This is a genomic window from Pseudomonas sp. FP603, from assembly GCF_030687415.1.
GTDB lineage: Bacteria > Pseudomonadota > Gammaproteobacteria > Pseudomonadales > Pseudomonadaceae > Aquipseudomonas > Aquipseudomonas wuhanensis.
On the sequence record NZ_CP117431.1, the window covers coordinates 3,860,201 to 3,875,837 of the forward strand.

A 15,637-nucleotide genomic window follows, 5' to 3' on the forward strand; every position below is an offset into this window, starting at 1 on the left:
CTGGCTTGATTCGATTCGACGCGCAGTGTTGCAAGAAGATATGTCAGTGATGTTGAAAATCCTCGGGAGCTTTGGTCGTCAAGCCGTCAAGCCCGGGCGCTACCGTCAAGGGCTGTTCCAACTGCCCGAGCGCCTGATGCGACGCCCTTCCCGAGAAGCCGGTTTTACCTTGATTGAAGTGCTGGTGGCGCTGGCGATCATTGCCGTCGCGATGTCCGCCGCGGTGCGGGTAGCCGGGTTGATGACCCAAAGCAATGGCCTGTTGCGTGACAAATCCATCGCACTGCTGGCGGCCCAGAGTCGTCTGGCCGAGCTGCGCCTGGAGGGCCGTTTACCGCTGGGAGCGAAAGCGATCGAATGTGATCAGGGGCGGTTGTTGTTGCGCTGCGAGCAGGCCATCGGCAATGCACAGAACGAACGCTTGTTGAGGGTCGATCTGCAAGTGTTCGACCGCAGTCGCGAGGCGCCGCCATTGGCCCGACTCGACACCTTGCTCAGTCGGCCAATAACGAAGTAAGCCACAACACGGTCCGTGTAGGAGCTGCCGAAGGCTGCGATCTGCTCCTACAGGGATTGTGGTGGATTTAGGGTTGGGTCAGTACGGGCAGCGAAGGTGAATCGGGCAGTTTGTCGAGCACCAGCCGGGTTTGTTCGGTGCCGCGTTCGATCACCACGGCGTCGCCGTCGATGGCCACGACTTTTACCCCTTGGCTCACGCGCTCACCCACCAGAAAGCTGCGCGGCGGGCCGTCGTTGAGGCTGAGGATGGCCACGGCACCACGGCTGCCCGCCAGCACGCCGCCAACCTTGATATCAACCGGCGCCGGTTGGTTGGAAAACCATTGCAGGGCCGGGTTACTGGAGCGCTCGGCAATCAATTGCGGCGCCGCCTCCGGGGTTCGGGATTCGGCCCGGGTGAGCAGCAGTGACGACCAGGTGACGACGCCGGCCAGGGTCGCCAGCAAGGCAACGGCCTGCACGCACTGCGCCGGGGAAAACCGATCGGTGAACGACATGGGCTGAATCTCCTTTTAGTCCCTGCCCTGAGCCTACCGCTTAATTCTCACGTTTTTATTTCACACACCCATCATCTTTGCCGTGCAGGATAAAAACCGACGCAAAGGAGCGCGCAGTCGATGAATGGCTTCAAACAACAGGGCTTTACCCTGATCGAGTTGATGGTGGTCTTGGTGATCATCGGCATCGCCAGCGCGGCGATCAGCCTGAGCATCAAACCGGACCCGTTGCACTTGCTGCGCAAGGACGCGGAGCGTGTGGCGCAACTGCTCCAGGTGGCGCAAGCCGAAGCCCGGGCCGATGGGCGGCCGATCACTTGGCTGGCCGACGCCAAGGGTTTTCGTTTCAGTCGCCACAATGACCAGGACAAAGGCTTCGATCACTTCAACAACGACCCACAACTGCGCCCTCGCCCTTGGCAGACGCCGGGGATGGAGGTGCGCGTGGAGCCCAGGCAAAAAGTCGTGCTGAACGCAGAATGGATCAACCCGCCCTTGCAGCTGAAGCTGTCGGACGGGCTCAACAGCATCAACGTACAACGCAATGCCGCCGGCCAGGTGAGCGTCCAATGAAAGCCCAACAAGGTTTTACCCTGATCGAAGTGATGGTGGCGATCATGCTGATGGCCGTGGTCAGCCTGATTGCCTGGCGCGGCCTGGACAGCGTCACCCGCGCCGACGCTCATTTGCAGGCCAGCACCGAACAGACCGAAGCCCTGCTGCGGGCGCTGAACCAGCTGGAGCGCGACGTCGCGATGCGCGCCAGCATCGAGCTCTCCGAACCGGCCAAACCCGGGGTAGACGACGAACCGCCCAGCGCCCCGCCCGCGCTGACCGTGCGCAGCACCGATGGCAAAGGCTTTCGTCTGGACGTGATCCGCGTCGCGCCCAACCAGAATGGCGAATTGCAGCGCGTGCGCTGGTGGCTCAAGGGTGACACGCTCTACCGGGCTCAGGCGCCGTCGCGCAGTCAGTATCCGCTGCCGGCTCCCACCGGTGGAGTGGCCATACTCAATGACGTCAGCGAAGCCACGTTGCGGGTGTGGGAGGTGGATAAGGGCTGGAGGAAACTGAGCGGTAACCGGCGGGAGAATCCGCTGGGGATCGAGGTCAGTTTGACGCGGCAGACGCCCCAAGGGGTTGAGCAGTATCGGCAGGTGCTGGGGCCGTTGGAGTGACTCAGGAAGACCGCGTTATCGTTCTTCGCGAGCAAGCCCGCTCCCACAGGGTTATCGGTTAGCCGCAATATTTGCGGACAATACACATCCCCTGTGGGAGCGGGCTTGCTCGCGAAGGCGTCAGTCGCAACACCCATAACCTCAGGCCAACCCCTAGCTGAGCACCACCACCCCACCTGGCAACTCAGTGCATTTGGCCCCATACGCATCGCGGATCAACAGCGCCACTCCCGCCAGTTGATCCAGGTTGAAGCGTGCCTGAACCTTGCGCTTGCCCAATTCGCTGTTGAGCAACAGCAACATCCCGGGGCGGTAACGGTTGATCTCGTCGATCACCGTCGACAGCGTGGCGTCGTTGAACACCAGTACTTGCTGACGCCAGGCAATCACCGCCGAGGTGTCTACCGCTTGCGGCATGCCGACTCGCTGGGCGTCATAGGTCAGTTGCTGGCCTGATTCCAGGCGAATGCTGCGCCCCTGCACATCCACCTGCAACGCGCCGTCCAGACAGGTAACGCATACGCTCTGATCAGTGTTGCGCAGGTTGAACCGCGCCTGGCTCGCACTCAACCACCCTGCTCCCGCCTGAACCTTGAGCGGCGCCTGAGCACGGGTCAGGACTTCGACTTCGCCGCTGACCAGTACGAAATTGGCATTGTCACGACGGTTGATCCGCGTCTGGGTATTGAGTTCCAGGCTCACGCCGTCCGCCAGATCGACCCGCCGCTGTTCGCCGACTTCCGTGATGTAGTCAGCGCCGAGCCCGGAGAAACCGCCCGGCACGGTGCCACGAATCAGCAAAAACGCCGCGGACGCCGCGATGGCGCCGCCAAGAAACGCCCGACGACCCAGGTGTCGCGGTGCCTGCAAACCTTCGGCGGCGGGTTGCAATTGCTGCCACAACAGCTTGCTTTGCTCGAATGCACGGGCGTGTTCGGGGCTTTGTGCGCACCACTGGCGCAAAGCACGAGCATCGGCGACGGTCGCACGGCCCGAGGTCAAAAGGATCAACCAGTCCTGGGCTTCGCTTTGCAGCCGGTCCTGGGGTGTCGCCTCAGGGAATGACATACGGAAGATGTTCAAGCGCGGGGGTACTCACGGATTAATCTGGACTCTTCTATCAAGACGGTTTTCCCGCGCCGGGACCGAACCGCTGAATAACTTTTCTTTCCAGGCGCGCGGCGCAATGGCCCAGGGCGGCTTTGATTTCTTTCTCGACCATCCGTGTCGAAATGCCGAAACGCTGGGAGATTTCCAGGTGCGGCGCCTCTTCCAGACGCGCGGCGATAAAGATCTTGCGCCGCCGCGCCGGCAGCTCGTACAGCGCTTTGAGCAGCGACTGAATTTCCTTCTGTCCGCCCACCACCCGTGCCGGGTCGAGCGCTTCGTCAGACACCTGCAACAGCTCCTCCACCTCACTGCCGGTCAGCAACCGGGCATCCGACTGGCGCCGGTCGGCCGCGATGTTCAGGGCCATGCGATAGAGGTAGGCATTGGGTTGCGCGATGTTCGGCGGGGCTTCCATGCGGTCAACCCGCAGGTAGGTTTCGTGCAGGACGTCGTTGGCCAGGTCCTCCGAACCGAGGCGTCTGCGCAAGCGCACCTTGAAATCGTCATAGGACGTCAGGAACAGCCTGACCATCGAACTTTGCCCGGTGTCTTTCATCCCCCGGAAACTCCTTCCCATTGTGTGCATTCCATGCGTTTTCCTGACGATTCCGGTAGCAAAAGCAGCGTGACCGGCTGGCCAAGAGAGCTAGGCGCCGGGCGTTCTATTCTGAGGTTGCGTAAACTTTCCACCAGCGCCGAGTCGCGCTGAACATCACCTGTGGAGCTGACCAGACGACTGTACTGCACCACACCGTCACGGCCGATCCACAGTTGCAACAACGCCCGAAAACTGCCCGGCCGGGTCAACGGCGAGCGGCACAAACGACGTTCGAGCGCCGTTTGAATCGCCGTCGCATAACTGCCGCCCGCAAGCGGCGCATTGTTTGCGACTGTGCCTGACACCGAGGGCACCTCGGCGACCTGCGCCACCTGCAAGGTGAAGGCATCCGCTCGGGCATACCGCGCCATCAGTCCGCTGCCACTGAGCATCAGGCTCAGCGCATCGGTAGCATTCAAGTGCCCTTTCACGGCGACCGAACGACGACCGCGAGTCAGTTGGCGATCCACGAGCACAGCCATGCCGGTGGAGCGACTGAACCGTTCAAGTGCGCTGGCCAATGCCTGGGCCGGGATGTCCAGTTCCAGCGGTGTGCGCGGATCGACCGGACCTGCGGACACTGCCGATGACATCAACCAAAACAGCAACGCCAGGCAAGCCTGGCGAACATGAGTCATGAAAACCTGGCGCCCGTCCCTGGCTCTGCCTCGCTGCACGGCTGACGTACCCCTGAAAACCGTCATCCTGAGGGCTGTATATGAACCTGATGTGACGGCCGGTGCAAAAAAACCATCACGCGCCGTTAAAGCGCTTTGCTCTAGACTCACGCTCCAGAGCGGCCCCTTTGTGGCCGGCCAGGAGGCCTTCAATGAAACATCTGTCGAACCTAGCAGCGGGCGTGTTGCTGATGACCGGGCTGTCGCTGGCCCAGGCCGAACAACCGCCGAGTTGCGTCGAAGTGACGGTTGGTAGCTACAAGGCGCCAGACTACAACTGCCTCAGCCAGCAGATGGGCAACAACCCCGAGGGGGCTGTCGCTGCGCAGAAAAATCAGCAGTCGATGAACGTGCCTATCAACAAGCGGCCACCCCATCAGTTGGGCCTGGCCACACCGGCCGCCACCAGCACGCGCATGGGCAATACCTTTGGCACATCGGTGAAACCGCAGCGGCCGGCACCGGCGACCGGGACTTCGCCGCTGCTCAATGGCAGGTGATCAGTTATTGCATGGCAATTTCGGTAAGTTAAAAAATTTGAGCGACGAAAATCCTGTGGGAGCGTGGCTTGCCCGCGAAGAATGCACCACGGTTTTTCAGGTATTACGCGTCATCGTTCTTCGCGGGCAGCCACGCTCCCACAGGTACTGCGTCTTAACTTATCAATCACTGGGCGTTTGCCGAAAGCTCACCGCCAGGCGATTCCAGCTGTTGATGGTGCTGACGGCCACCGTCAGGTCGACCAGTTCACCTTCGCTGAACTGCTCCCTGGCCAGTGCGTAAACGTCATCTGGCACGTGGCTTTCCGAAAGCAGCGTTACCGCTTCGGTCCAGGCCAGGGCCGCCCGCTCCCGAGGGTTGAAGAAGTTGCTGTCGCGCCAGACCACGATCGCATACAGCCGGCGGTCGCTCTCGCCGAAGCGGCGCGCGTCCACCGAGTGCATGTCGGTACAGAAGGCGCAGCCATTGAGCTGCGAGGCGCGGATTCTGATCAGGTTCAGCAACGCCGGTTCGATGCTCAGGTCGCGGGTCAAGGCCTCCATGGCGATCATGGCTTTCATCGCTTTGGGGGATGCGCTGTAGTAATCCAGACGGGAGTTCATGGGGCGACCTCGTGGATCGGATAGGTGACTCCAAGGTAGAGCCTGTCCCCTGAACGTCACAGGTCCAATTTGTCGAAAAAACCATGGACCGCCCGGTAGCAGGCCAATCGCAGGTTTTTCGCCCACGCAACTTCTGCGCAGGCGTTCATGCGGGTAATCTGGCGCGACGCACAGTCGCCTCAACCGCCCCAGGAGCCCCGCCGGTATGGAACTTCATGTTGTCATCAACGGCCGCAAGGACCTGGCAGGCCAGTTGTACCGGCAACTGCGCGACGCCATTGAATCCGGCCGCCTGACAGCCGGGACGCAGCTGCCGCCCAGCCGCTTGCTGGCCGAACAACTGGGGATCTCGCGCAAGACCATTTCCGACACGTATGCGCAATTGACCTATGAGAACTTCCTTACCGGGGTGATCGGCAAAGGCACTTACGTCAATGCCCGGGCGGCGAAAACCGTCCGCAAGCAGAGCCATTCGGAGCTGGCGAGCTTTGATGTCATCGAACGCTGGCGCAGCCTGCCGACATTCTTGCGCCACCCGACGCTGGAAGGCTCATTGCGTTACGAGTTCATTGGTGGCGCCACCAGCAAGGGTCAGTTTCCGCAGGACGATTGGCGCCGCTGCACCTCCCATGCCTTGCGCCAGATAGCCGGTTCCAAAGGTTTCTATAGCCAGCCCGAAGGCCTGCCGGCGCTGCGCAATGCGATTGCACGGCACATCGCGTTTTCACGTGGGGTCAATTGTCAGGACGAAGACGTGGTGGTGTGCAACGGCGCGCAACAGGCGCTGGACCTGATTTCCCGGGTGTTGACCCAACCGGGCAGCCTCGTGGCCATGGAAGACCCCGGCTACCCGCCAGCGCGCCTGTTGTTCGCAAGCCATGGCGCGACGGTGGTTGGCGTGCCGGTGGATGCGCAAGGCATTCAGGTCGAGCACATTCCCGATGGCACCCGGCTGATTTACGTCACCCCGTCCCACCAGTTCCCTTTGGGCATGCCCATGAGCCAGCCCCGCCGGGAGGCCCTGCTTGCAAGGGCCTATGAGCTGGGGGCGATCATTATCGAAGACGATTACGACAGCGAATTCCGCTACGAAGGCCGGCCCACCGACTCGCTGCAAAACCTGGATCAGCGCGGCATCGTCGCCTACGTCGGCACGTTCTCGAAGACCCTGTTGCCGGAGCTGCGGCTCGGTTACGCGATTTTGCCACCGGCGATTCTCGAAGCGGTGATCCGCGCCAAGCAGCTCACCGACCTGCACACCTCCACCCTGCCCCAATGGGCGCTCGCCAAGTTCATCGCCGAAGGCTGTCTGCTCAAGCACATCCGGCGCTGCCATACGATTTACGCCGGGCGCCGCGAACGGATTCTGGCGCGCATGGCGGGCGACCTTTCGCCGTGGTTTGAAGTGGTGCCGACCACAGCCGGGTTCCACATGGCGGTGCTGTGCAAGGTGCCGGTCGATATTCCATTGGTGATCGAATTGGCAAAAAAAGTCGAAGTGGGGCTCTATGCCCTGGACAGCTTTTTTTACCAGCAAACGCCGCGGGCCGGGCTTTTCCTGGGGTTCGGCGCGATCGAAACCCTGGACATCGACATCGCCCTGGACCGGTTAAGGGACATTTTGCAGCAGCTCGGCTGAGGGATTGGTCTGCGGCTTTATCCGGCGATTGGCTATTGGCGGTCTGGGGGGGCAGGCCTATCCTGATTGGGCGTTATCCCTCAATGAGCAGGATTCGTCCGGCCTGATTCAGGAGTGTGAGCAATGTCCAATGAAGTGATCACCACCGTAAAGGTGCAGGCCGCCGCCGGCCGCTCGGACGAACTGGGTAAGCAACTGCAAAAGATTGTCGACACCCTGCGCGAACTACCGGGCTGCGATTCCTATATGGTCGACCGCTGCCCCGAGGACGGCACCCGCTGGACGGTCAGCGCCCGCTGGCAATCGGAAGCGGCCATGCAATCGCATTTCAACTGCCCCCAAGTGCAAGGCTTTATCGGCCTGATCGACAGCCGACTGGCCAATGCCGTCGACTTCAACAGCTTTCCAATCGTCTGACAAACACCTGTGGCGAGGGAGCTTGCTCCCGCTCGTCTGCGCAGCAGACGTAAATCCGGCGAACGCAGTCTGTCTGGTCCTGCGCGTCCACCGGTTTTGGGGTCGCTTCGCAACCCAGCGGGAGCAAGCTCCCTCGCCACAGTTCATCACCCCTTAGCCCTGCGCACTCTGTGATTGGTCCCCTCACCTTCCCGAAAATTGGCCGTTTGATTGCCCGATAGCGCGGCTTACTGTGGTCCCTGACGACTCACCACCTCAGGTAATCAACCATGAATGCGCTTCGTTTTTTTGCTGCTCCTCTCGCCGCCCTGACGCTGAGTGTTTCAGCCCTGGCCTTCGCCCACGACACCGCACCCCCTTCAGAAAAAATCACCGTCCTGCAGGACCAGATGCTGAAAAACGCACCCGGCAAAAAAGCCTTGATGATCGAAGTCGATTACGAGCCCGGCCAATCGTCCATCGCCCATAAACATCAGGGCACGGCCATGGCTTACGTGCTTTCGGGGGAGATCATTTCTCAGGTCAAAGGTGAAAAAGCGATCACCTACAAGGCCGGCGAGTTCTGGTACGAACCGGCGGGGTCGGAACATCTGGTCTCGAAAAACGCCAGCGCCACCCAACCCGCCAAGCTGCTGGTGTTCATGGTGTTGGCGCCGGATGAGAAAGTGTTGATTCCTTTGGAGAACTGATCGCCGAGGTGATGCTGACGGCCTCATCGCGGGCAAGCCCGCTCCCACAGTGTCCGTGTCGTGCTCAACTCCTGAGTCACCCACAATACCTGTGGGAGCGGGCTTGCCCGCGAAGAGGCCCGCCCAGCCGCTGCAAATCTCAGACAAAAAAAAAGCCCCATCTCTTTCGAGACGGGGCTTTTTCATTCAACGCCTATCAGGCAGCCGGCTCCAGCTCGGCGCTGACAGTCGTATTGGCAGTGGCAGGCACCACCGCTTGACCGCTCAACGCCACATCCAGCAATTCACGGTTGGCCACCGCGTACATGGCGTAGTCAGTGCCGCTGGCGGCACGGATTTCCACCAGCATGGCGCGCCAGCGTTCGATCATGCCTTCGTGCTCTTCCATCCACAGCGCCAGGCGTGTTTCCACGTCCAGGGTGCCGTCGCCCTGTTGCAGGACCGAGATGGTGATCGCACGTTGTTGCCAGTCGACGTCATCGCGGAACGCTTCACGGGCCAGGGCCTGCCAGTTGTTTTCAACCGGCAGGGCGCTGATCTGTTGCAGGTACCAGGTGATGTCCAGCGCGCTGCCCACGGCGAAGTAAGCCTTGGCCACGTCCGCCGGATCCTGGCCGGTCACGTCAGAGGCTTCGATGATCGGCAGCAAGGTGTACAGGTGCGTAGTGCCAGCCACCATGCGCGCCAGCAACTCCGGCACACCGGCTGCGACGTACGCCTGATAGCGGGCCTGCCAGGTTTCGCGAATTTCGCCACTGAGCAGTTCGTCGAGCTTGAGGCCCAACTCCTTCAGGTGCGGACCGAAATGCGCGACGTCACGGGCAGCATTCTGCTCGTTGCGGCGGGCACGCAGGAACCAGCGCGTAGCGCGGCGGCCCAGACGCATCAGCTCGTCCATCAGCTCCAGTTGCACGTCAGCGGAAACCTGATAGTCCAGCGCTTCGATCTGACGGAACCAGTGCGGGAGATGGAAAATGTCACGCACAATCACGTAGGCACCGGCCACGTTCGCCGGGCTCATGCCGGTCGACTCTTTGAGTCGTTGAACGAAGGTGATGCCCATGTGGTTCACCAGATCGTTGGCGATCTGGGTGCTGACGATTTCGCGCTTCAGACGGTGACGGCGCATGGCGTCGGAGAACTTGCTCACCAGCGTCGGCGGGAAAGCGGTTTCCATGTCGCGGGTCAGGTAGTCGTCGTCCGGCACCAGGGAGTTGAGCAGCGCTTCCTTGAGGTCGATCTTGCTGTAGGAGATCAGCACCGACAGCTCGGCACGGGTCAGCCCATGGCCTTCCGCGAGGCGCTCGTTGATCGCTTCTTCCGACGGCAGGAACTCGATGGCGCGATCCAGCTTGCCGCGGCCTTCCAGATCGTTCATCAGGCGCTTGTATTCGGCGATGCGCACGAAAGCACGGCGTGCCGCCAGGGACAGGGCCTGAGTCTGCTTGTAGTTGTTGCCCAGCACCAGGTTGCCGACTTCGTCGGTCATGCTCGCCAGCAACTGGTTACGTTGCTTGTCGGTCATGTCACCGGCATGCACGACTTCGTTGAGCAGGATCTTGATGTTCACTTCGTGGTCGGAGCAATCCACGCCGCCGGCGTTGTCGATGAAGTCGGTGTTGGAACCGCCGCCATTGAGGCCGAATTCGACACGACCCAGCTGAGTCATACCGAGGTTACCGCCCTCGCCCACGACTTTGCAGCGCAGTTCGTTGCCGTTCACGCGCAGCGCATCGTTGGCCTTGTCGCCGACATCGGCGTGGCTTTCGGTGCTGGCTTTCACGTACGTACCGATACCGCCGTTCCACAGCAGGTCTACCGGTGCCTTGAGCAAGGCATTGAGCAGTTCGGTCGGGGTCAGCTTGTCAGCCTGAATGTCGAAGCGCTCTTTCATCTGCGGGGAAATCGCGATGCTTTTTGCGCTGCGCGAGAAGATCCCGCCGCCTTCGGACATGATGCTGGTGTCGTAGTCCGACCAGGCCGAACGCGGCAAATCGAACAGACGCTGACGCTCGGCGAAGCTGTTGGCTGGCTCCGGGTTCGGGTCGATGAAGATGTGCAGGTGGTTGAATGCAGCGACCAGTTGCAGCTTGTCGGACATCAGCAAGCCGTTACCGAACACGTCACCGGCCATGTCGCCGACGCCCACCACAGTGATGCTGTCTTCCTGAACATTGATGCCGCGCTCGCGGAAGTGGCGCTGTACGCCAACCCACGCGCCCTTGGCAGTGATGCCCATTTTCTTGTGGTCGTAACCGGCCGAGCCACCGGACGCAAAGGCGTCGCCGAGCCAGAAGCCGTAGTCGATAGCGATGCCGTTGGCGATGTCGGAGAAGGTCGCAGTGCCCTTGTCCGCCGCCACCACCAGGTACGGGTCATCGTCGTCATGACGCACGACGTTGGCCGGCGGAACCAGCACGCCGTCTTTAAGGTTGTCGGTGATGTCCAACAGGCCCGAGATGAAGATGCGGTAGCAGGCGATGCCCTCGGCCGCGATCTCGTCACGGCTGCCGCCCAGTGGCAGGCGACGCGGCAGGAAGCCGCCCTTCGCACCCACCGGTACGATGACCGAGTTCTTCACTTGTTGGGCTTTTACCAGGCCCAGGACTTCGGTGCGGAAGTCTTCTTCACGGTCGGACCAGCGCAGGCCGCCACGAGCGACGTTGCCGAAGCGCAGGTGCACGCCTTCAACGCGAGGCGAGTACACGAAGATTTCGAACTTCGGAACCGGCTTCGGCAGCTCTGGAATCTGGTGCGGGTTGAACTTGAAGCTGAAGTAGGACTTGTTCTGACCGTGCGCATCGGTCTGGTAGAAGTTGGTGCGCAGGGTCGCTTTGATCAGGTCCAGGTAGCGACGCAGGATGCGGTCTTCGTTCAACACCTGGACATCGTCCAGTGCGCTCAGAATCGCGTGTTCCAGACGCTGCTGCTTGTCTTCCAGATCGTCAGTACCGAGCTTGCGCGCCAGGTAGAAACGGGTCTTGAACAACCGGGTCAACTCGCGAGCGATGTCGGTGTGGTTGTTCAGGGTGCTGGCGATGTAACCCAGGTCGAAGCCCAGACGGATCTGCTTCATGTAACGCGCGTAGGCACGCAGCAGCGCCACATCGCGCCATGGCAGGCCGGCGGTCAGCACCAGACGGTTGAACGCATCGTTCTCGGCATCGCCACGCACGATGTGGACGAAAGCGTCCTGCAAGGTGTCGTTGAGTTGCTGGATGTCGAGTTCCAGTCCTTCGGCGGCGGTGAACGCGAAGTCGTGAATCCAGAACTCGCGGCCGCTGTTGTGGCGCAGGCGATACGGGAATTCACCCAGTACGCGCAGGCCGAGGTTTTCCAGGATCGGCAGTACATCGGACAACGCCAGCGGCGTGTCGGCGTGATACAGCTTGCAGTGCAGCTCACGTTGGCCCGATACCTGACCCAGTGGCTGATAGAAGCTCATCACCAGCGGATTCTTTTCGCTCAGGCTCAGCAGATGCTGCATGTCGACCACAGCCGAGTGGGCGGCGAAACGCTCGCGGTAACCGGCCGGGAAGCCTTTCGGGAAGTCGGCCAGCACGTTGGTGCCCTGGGCTTCGCCGAAGCTCTCGACCACCAGGCTCGCGTAGTCGTCCTGCCAGCTGCGGCAGGCCTGCACCACTTCTTTTTCCAGCAGCAGTGGATCGATATCCAGACGGTTCTTCGGATCGACGCGCAGAATCAGTTGCACACGGGCCAGCACGGACTCGGAGAAGAAGGTCCAGAACTCGCAGTCCGAGGCTTTCAGGCGATCCATCAGCACTTGCTGGATCTTCTGGCGCACTTCGGTGGAGTAGATGTCACGCGGCACGTAGGCCAGGCAGTAGCAGAAGCGGCCGTACGGGTCTTTGCGCAGGAACACGCGGATCTTGTTGCGTTCCTGGATCTGCACGATCGACATCACGGTGGTGAACAGCTCGTCCACCGGGGTCTGGAACAAGTCGTCGCGCGGCAACACTTCAAGCACCTGGGCCAGTTCCTTGCCCAGGTGAGCCTTGGCCTGGAAGCCCGAACGCTTTTCGATGACCTCGACCTTGCGACGGATGTAAGGAATGACCCGCACGCTTTCGCCATACACCGACGAGGTGTACAGGCCCATGAAGCGGCATTCCTTGATGACCTTGCCATCGGCATCGATCTGGCGGATCGACACGTAATCCGGATACGCCGGACGGTGCACGCGGCTTGGGTGTGCCGCCTTGGCGAACGACAGCGGTGTCGGTTCGCGCAGGTAATTGACGGCGTAGTCTTCGATGCGCAGGTCATCGACGCTCAGGCCGGCGCGCAGCAGTCGGGTCAGCCCGAGGAACGAGTCCTGGTCATATTCGATGTAACCGCCCTTCTGATCCTCGCCCACCTGGAATTCTTCGTAGCCCAGGAAGGTGAAGTGGTTGTCCACCAGCCATTCCAGGAAGCTCTTGATTTCCGATTTTTCGTCGGCATCGACGATGAACTGGCTGTTGTCGATGCCTTGGATCATTTCCTGGACCTTGGCTTTCATCGGTTCGAAATCGGCGACCGCGACGCGGACTTCACCGAGAACCTGTTCCAGTTCTTTGGTCAGGACATTGAGTTCGGCCGTGTTGGCGCAACGGTCGATTTCCAGGTACATCAGCGATTCTTGCAGAATGCCTTCGCCCTGGGTGCCTTTGGGCAGGATTTCCAGCAGCTCGCCCTTGCTGCCGCGACGCACGCTCAGCACAGTGGTTTGCAGGGTATGAATGCTGTAGCCGCGACGGTTCAGCTCGGTGCGCACCGAATCCACCAGAAACGGCAGATCGTGGTGCAGCACTTCGACGGCGGTGTGGGTCGACTGCCAGCCGTGACGTTCGTAATCGGGGTTATAGACACGCACTTGTGGATGCGCGTGATCGAAGCGCTCAAGCAGGCGCCACGCAGAAAGGGTGCAGCCGGCGAGGTCGGACAGCCGACGCTGGGTCAGCTCGTCGAGGGAAATAATGCCGAAGAATTGCTCGGCGAACAGCGCCACTTGTGGCAGTGCCTGTTCACTGATGTGCTGCGCCAGTGCCGCTTGCAGTTGGTGCTGGAAGTCGGCTTTGCTGGCTGCGGTGAAGAACGCCATCTGTGGTACTCCGCTTGGGCTTGTTATTGATGGAAGCGTCGCGTGCAAACCCCTTTCGGGGCAATCCGTCACCCTGTTCCTGATTCTCGGGCAGAGGAAACAGGATGACAGGTGGATGAAGCTGGACGAGACACTCAGGTCACATTCACCTTCCATAAATGGGCATCTGCAAAAACGACTGCCAAGGCAACAGGCAATGCCTTTACGGGTGCTCATCCGTTGCGCAGCTTAACGAGTGCGGCAAGGGCCATGCTTGCAGCGCTGCGACATATTCGGTCATCGGTACGCAGCGCGCGGCTTGCGCCTTGAACAACACTAGCAGCCGCACAGCAAAACGGGCGGTTTATACCCTGATTTACGGTGTCTGCGTACTAGAAATGACCAGCAACACACTGAGTGTTCACGACACATTCTCTGACACTCGGGCGAGCATTAATTCCCCTGCGCTGGCAGAATCACCTTTTGTAGTGCTCACCACCTTCGTCGGCCCAGGAAATCCCCATGCAAATGACCACCCCCCTCTTGATCGTCAATCCGTGCGATGACGAAGAAGACAACATGGCGATGCTGTGCTGCCACAGCGAACAGGGCGAAATGTTCCTGATGACTCGCTACCCGGACGAAGACGAACTGGAAATCACCCTCGACGGCGAACCCTCCACCCTTGATGGGGTGAAAGTGACGCTCAGTTCTAGCCGTTTGCTGATCGAAATTGCCGCGGCGGATGCCGATGCACTCAATGGTGACGATTCGCTGGAAATCCTGCACAGCACCGATGCGCAGGATCTGGCGGAAGTGGAAGAAACCTTGCAGAACATTCTCAAGGGCACTGGCACCTATATAAGCCAGCTCTGATGGTGTTCGGGCAGGCCTCATCGCGGGCAAGCCCCGCTCCCACAGGATCTGATGTGTTGCAAAGATTGCAAGCGCACCGCTGAAACTTGTGGGAGCGGGCTTGCCCGCGATGAGGTCAGAACAGCCACCGCCCAGCCCCCCTACAAAATTCCAACAATTTCACCCATCAATTCCCGCACTTTGCACAAAATGCCGTTAGTCGCCGCACCCTGCGATGGATTAAAGTAACGCCCCCAGCCCTGGCGTTATTCGAACGTCTTCGCTCACCCTTTCCAGGAACAGTCATCGATGGAACATCGTGAAGCGCTGCTCGCGCTGCGAACCTTTCTTTCAACGCAGATTCTCGGCCAGGAAAAACTCATCGAGCGCTTGCTCATCGCCTTGCTCGCCGACGGCCACATGCTGGTCGAGGGCGCCCCTGGGCTGGCCAAGACCAAGGCCATCAAAGAGCTCGCCGAGGGCATCGAAGCACAGTTCCATCGCATCCAGTTCACCCCCGACCTGCTGCCGGCCGACATCACCGGCACGGAAATCTATCGCCCGGAAACCGGCAGCTTCGTGTTCCAGCAAGGCCCGATCTTCCACAATCTGGTGCTGGCGGACGAAATCAACCGTGCCCCGGCCAAGGTGCAGTCGGCCCTGCTTGAAGCCATGGGCGAACGCCAGGTCAGCGTCGGGCGCAGCACCTACGACTTGTCGCCGCTGTTTCTGGTCATGGCCACGCAAAACCCCATCGAGCAGGAAGGCACCTACCCGCTGCCCGAAGCCCAGCTCGACCGTTTCCTGATGCACGTGAAAATCGGTTTCCCTGACGCCGCCGTCGAACGGCGGATTCTGCAACAGGCCCGCGGCGAAGCACTGCATGGCGAAACCAAGCCTGAACGCCGGGTCAGCCAGCAGGCGATCTTCGCCGCGCGCAAGGAAATCCTCGGGTTGTACATGGCCGACGCCGTGGAGGAATACCTGGTGCAACTGGTCATGGCCACACGCACCCCGGCCAAGTTCGACCCGGAAATGGCCGAATGGATCGCCTACGGCGCCAGCCCGCGTGGCTCCATTGCCCTGGACCGTTGCGCCCGGGCCCACGCCTGGCTGGCCGGTCGCGACTTCGTCAGCCCGGAAGACATTCAGGCGGTGCTGTTCGATGTGTTGCGCCACCGCATCATTCTTTCCTTTGAAGCCGAAGCCGCTGGCATCGACCAGGACCGGGTGGTCCAGCGGATTCTCGACGTCGTAGCCGTCGCTTGACCC

At 60.8% G+C, this 15,637-nt stretch carries 15 protein-coding genes; 9 read left to right on the forward strand and 6 right to left on the reverse strand.

Features of this window, described 5'->3' with window-relative positions; all coding sequences use genetic code 11:
* Positions 1 to 136 precede the first annotated feature (136 nt).
* Positions 137 to 517, forward strand: coding sequence for a type II secretion system minor pseudopilin GspI (gene gspI, locus PSH65_RS17575; protein ID WP_305427007.1), 381 nt, complete (start codon positions 137 to 139; stop codon positions 515 to 517).
* A gap of 67 nt (positions 518 to 584) precedes the next feature.
* Here gspI and PSH65_RS17580 read toward each other — a convergent pair whose 3' ends face one another.
* Positions 585 to 1,016, reverse strand: coding sequence for a type II secretion system protein N (locus tag PSH65_RS17580; RefSeq protein WP_305421510.1), 432 nt, complete (start codon positions 1,014 to 1,016; stop codon positions 585 to 587).
* A 120-nt stretch (positions 1,017 to 1,136) separates the two neighbouring features.
* Between PSH65_RS17580 and gspH the strand changes: the two genes are divergently transcribed.
* Both gspH and PSH65_RS17590 read left to right on the forward strand, forming a co-directional pair.
* Positions 1,137 to 1,589 carry a type II secretion system minor pseudopilin GspH gene (gspH, locus tag PSH65_RS17585; RefSeq protein WP_305421511.1) on the forward strand — a complete coding sequence of 151 codons (453 nt, stop codon included), beginning with the start codon at positions 1,137 to 1,139 and terminating at the stop codon, positions 1,587 to 1,589.
* Positions 1,586 to 2,194 (forward strand): prepilin-type N-terminal cleavage/methylation domain-containing protein, encoded by a 609-nt coding sequence (locus tag PSH65_RS17590; protein ID WP_305421512.1) that lies wholly within the window; start codon positions 1,586 to 1,588, stop codon positions 2,192 to 2,194. The genes gspH and PSH65_RS17590 overlap by 4 nt, the downstream gene beginning before the upstream one ends.
* Positions 2,195 to 2,347: 153 nt before the next feature.
* Here the strand turns inward: PSH65_RS17590 and PSH65_RS17595 are convergent, their stop codons facing one another.
* Genes PSH65_RS17595 through PSH65_RS17605 form a run of 3 tightly spaced genes read right to left on the reverse strand, consistent with a single transcriptional unit; the run spans position 2,348 to position 4,540 of the window.
* Complete coding sequence (locus PSH65_RS17595) at positions 2,348 to 3,277, reverse strand: FecR family protein (protein WP_305421513.1); 930 nt, start codon at positions 3,275 to 3,277, stop codon at positions 2,348 to 2,350.
* Between the two features lie 37 nt (positions 3,278 to 3,314).
* Entirely contained in the window at positions 3,315 to 3,860 is a 546-nt protein-coding gene (locus tag PSH65_RS17600; protein WP_007901197.1) for an RNA polymerase sigma factor, read from the reverse strand.
* Positions 3,857 to 4,540: an STN domain-containing protein gene (locus PSH65_RS17605; RefSeq protein ID WP_305421514.1), complete on the reverse strand. Its 684-nt coding sequence runs from the start codon at positions 4,538 to 4,540 to the stop codon at positions 3,857 to 3,859. The genes PSH65_RS17600 and PSH65_RS17605 overlap by 4 nt, the downstream gene beginning before the upstream one ends.
* A 191-nt stretch (positions 4,541 to 4,731) precedes the next feature.
* Between PSH65_RS17605 and PSH65_RS17610 the strand changes: the two genes are divergently transcribed.
* The gene (locus PSH65_RS17610; RefSeq protein WP_305421515.1) at positions 4,732 to 5,079 is read left to right on the forward strand and encodes a hypothetical protein; all 348 of its coding nucleotides are present in this window, start codon (positions 4,732 to 4,734) and stop codon (positions 5,077 to 5,079) included.
* A 162-nt stretch (positions 5,080 to 5,241) separates the two neighbouring features.
* Here PSH65_RS17610 and PSH65_RS17615 read toward each other — a convergent pair whose 3' ends face one another.
* Positions 5,242 to 5,682 (reverse strand): carboxymuconolactone decarboxylase family protein, encoded by a 441-nt coding sequence (locus PSH65_RS17615; protein WP_305421516.1) that lies wholly within the window; start codon positions 5,680 to 5,682, stop codon positions 5,242 to 5,244.
* 205 nt (positions 5,683 to 5,887) lie between these two features.
* On the opposite strand from PSH65_RS17615, the gene PSH65_RS17620 reads away from it, so the two are divergent.
* The 3 genes from PSH65_RS17620 to PSH65_RS17630 all read left to right on the forward strand — a co-directional run bounded on the left by PSH65_RS17620 (position 5,888) and on the right by PSH65_RS17630 (position 8,427).
* Positions 5,888 to 7,321 (forward strand): PLP-dependent aminotransferase family protein, encoded by a 1,434-nt coding sequence (locus tag PSH65_RS17620; RefSeq protein WP_305421517.1) that lies wholly within the window; start codon positions 5,888 to 5,890, stop codon positions 7,319 to 7,321.
* A 123-nt stretch (positions 7,322 to 7,444) separates the two neighbouring features.
* Positions 7,445 to 7,738 (forward strand): putative quinol monooxygenase, encoded by a 294-nt coding sequence (locus PSH65_RS17625; RefSeq protein ID WP_305421518.1) that lies wholly within the window; start codon positions 7,445 to 7,447, stop codon positions 7,736 to 7,738.
* Positions 7,739 to 8,007: 269 nt separating this feature from the next.
* The gene (locus tag PSH65_RS17630; RefSeq protein ID WP_305421519.1) at positions 8,008 to 8,427 is read left to right on the forward strand and encodes a cupin domain-containing protein; all 420 of its coding nucleotides are present in this window, start codon (positions 8,008 to 8,010) and stop codon (positions 8,425 to 8,427) included.
* Positions 8,428 to 8,623: 196 nt separating this feature from the next.
* Here the strand turns inward: PSH65_RS17630 and PSH65_RS17635 are convergent, their stop codons facing one another.
* Positions 8,624 to 13,531, reverse strand: coding sequence for an NAD-glutamate dehydrogenase (locus PSH65_RS17635; RefSeq protein ID WP_305421520.1), 4,908 nt, complete (start codon positions 13,529 to 13,531; stop codon positions 8,624 to 8,626).
* A gap of 501 nt (positions 13,532 to 14,032) precedes the next feature.
* Between PSH65_RS17635 and PSH65_RS17640 the strand changes: the two genes are divergently transcribed.
* Together PSH65_RS17640 and PSH65_RS17645 are read left to right on the forward strand one after the other, a co-directional pair.
* On the forward strand, positions 14,033 to 14,386 hold the full coding sequence (locus tag PSH65_RS17640; RefSeq protein ID WP_305421521.1) for a hypothetical protein: 354 nt from the start codon (positions 14,033 to 14,035) through the stop codon (positions 14,384 to 14,386).
* 288 nt (positions 14,387 to 14,674) lie between these two features.
* On the forward strand, positions 14,675 to 15,634 hold the full coding sequence (locus PSH65_RS17645; RefSeq protein WP_007901181.1) for a MoxR family ATPase: 960 nt from the start codon (positions 14,675 to 14,677) through the stop codon (positions 15,632 to 15,634).
* Positions 15,635 to 15,637: the final 3 nt, after the last annotated feature.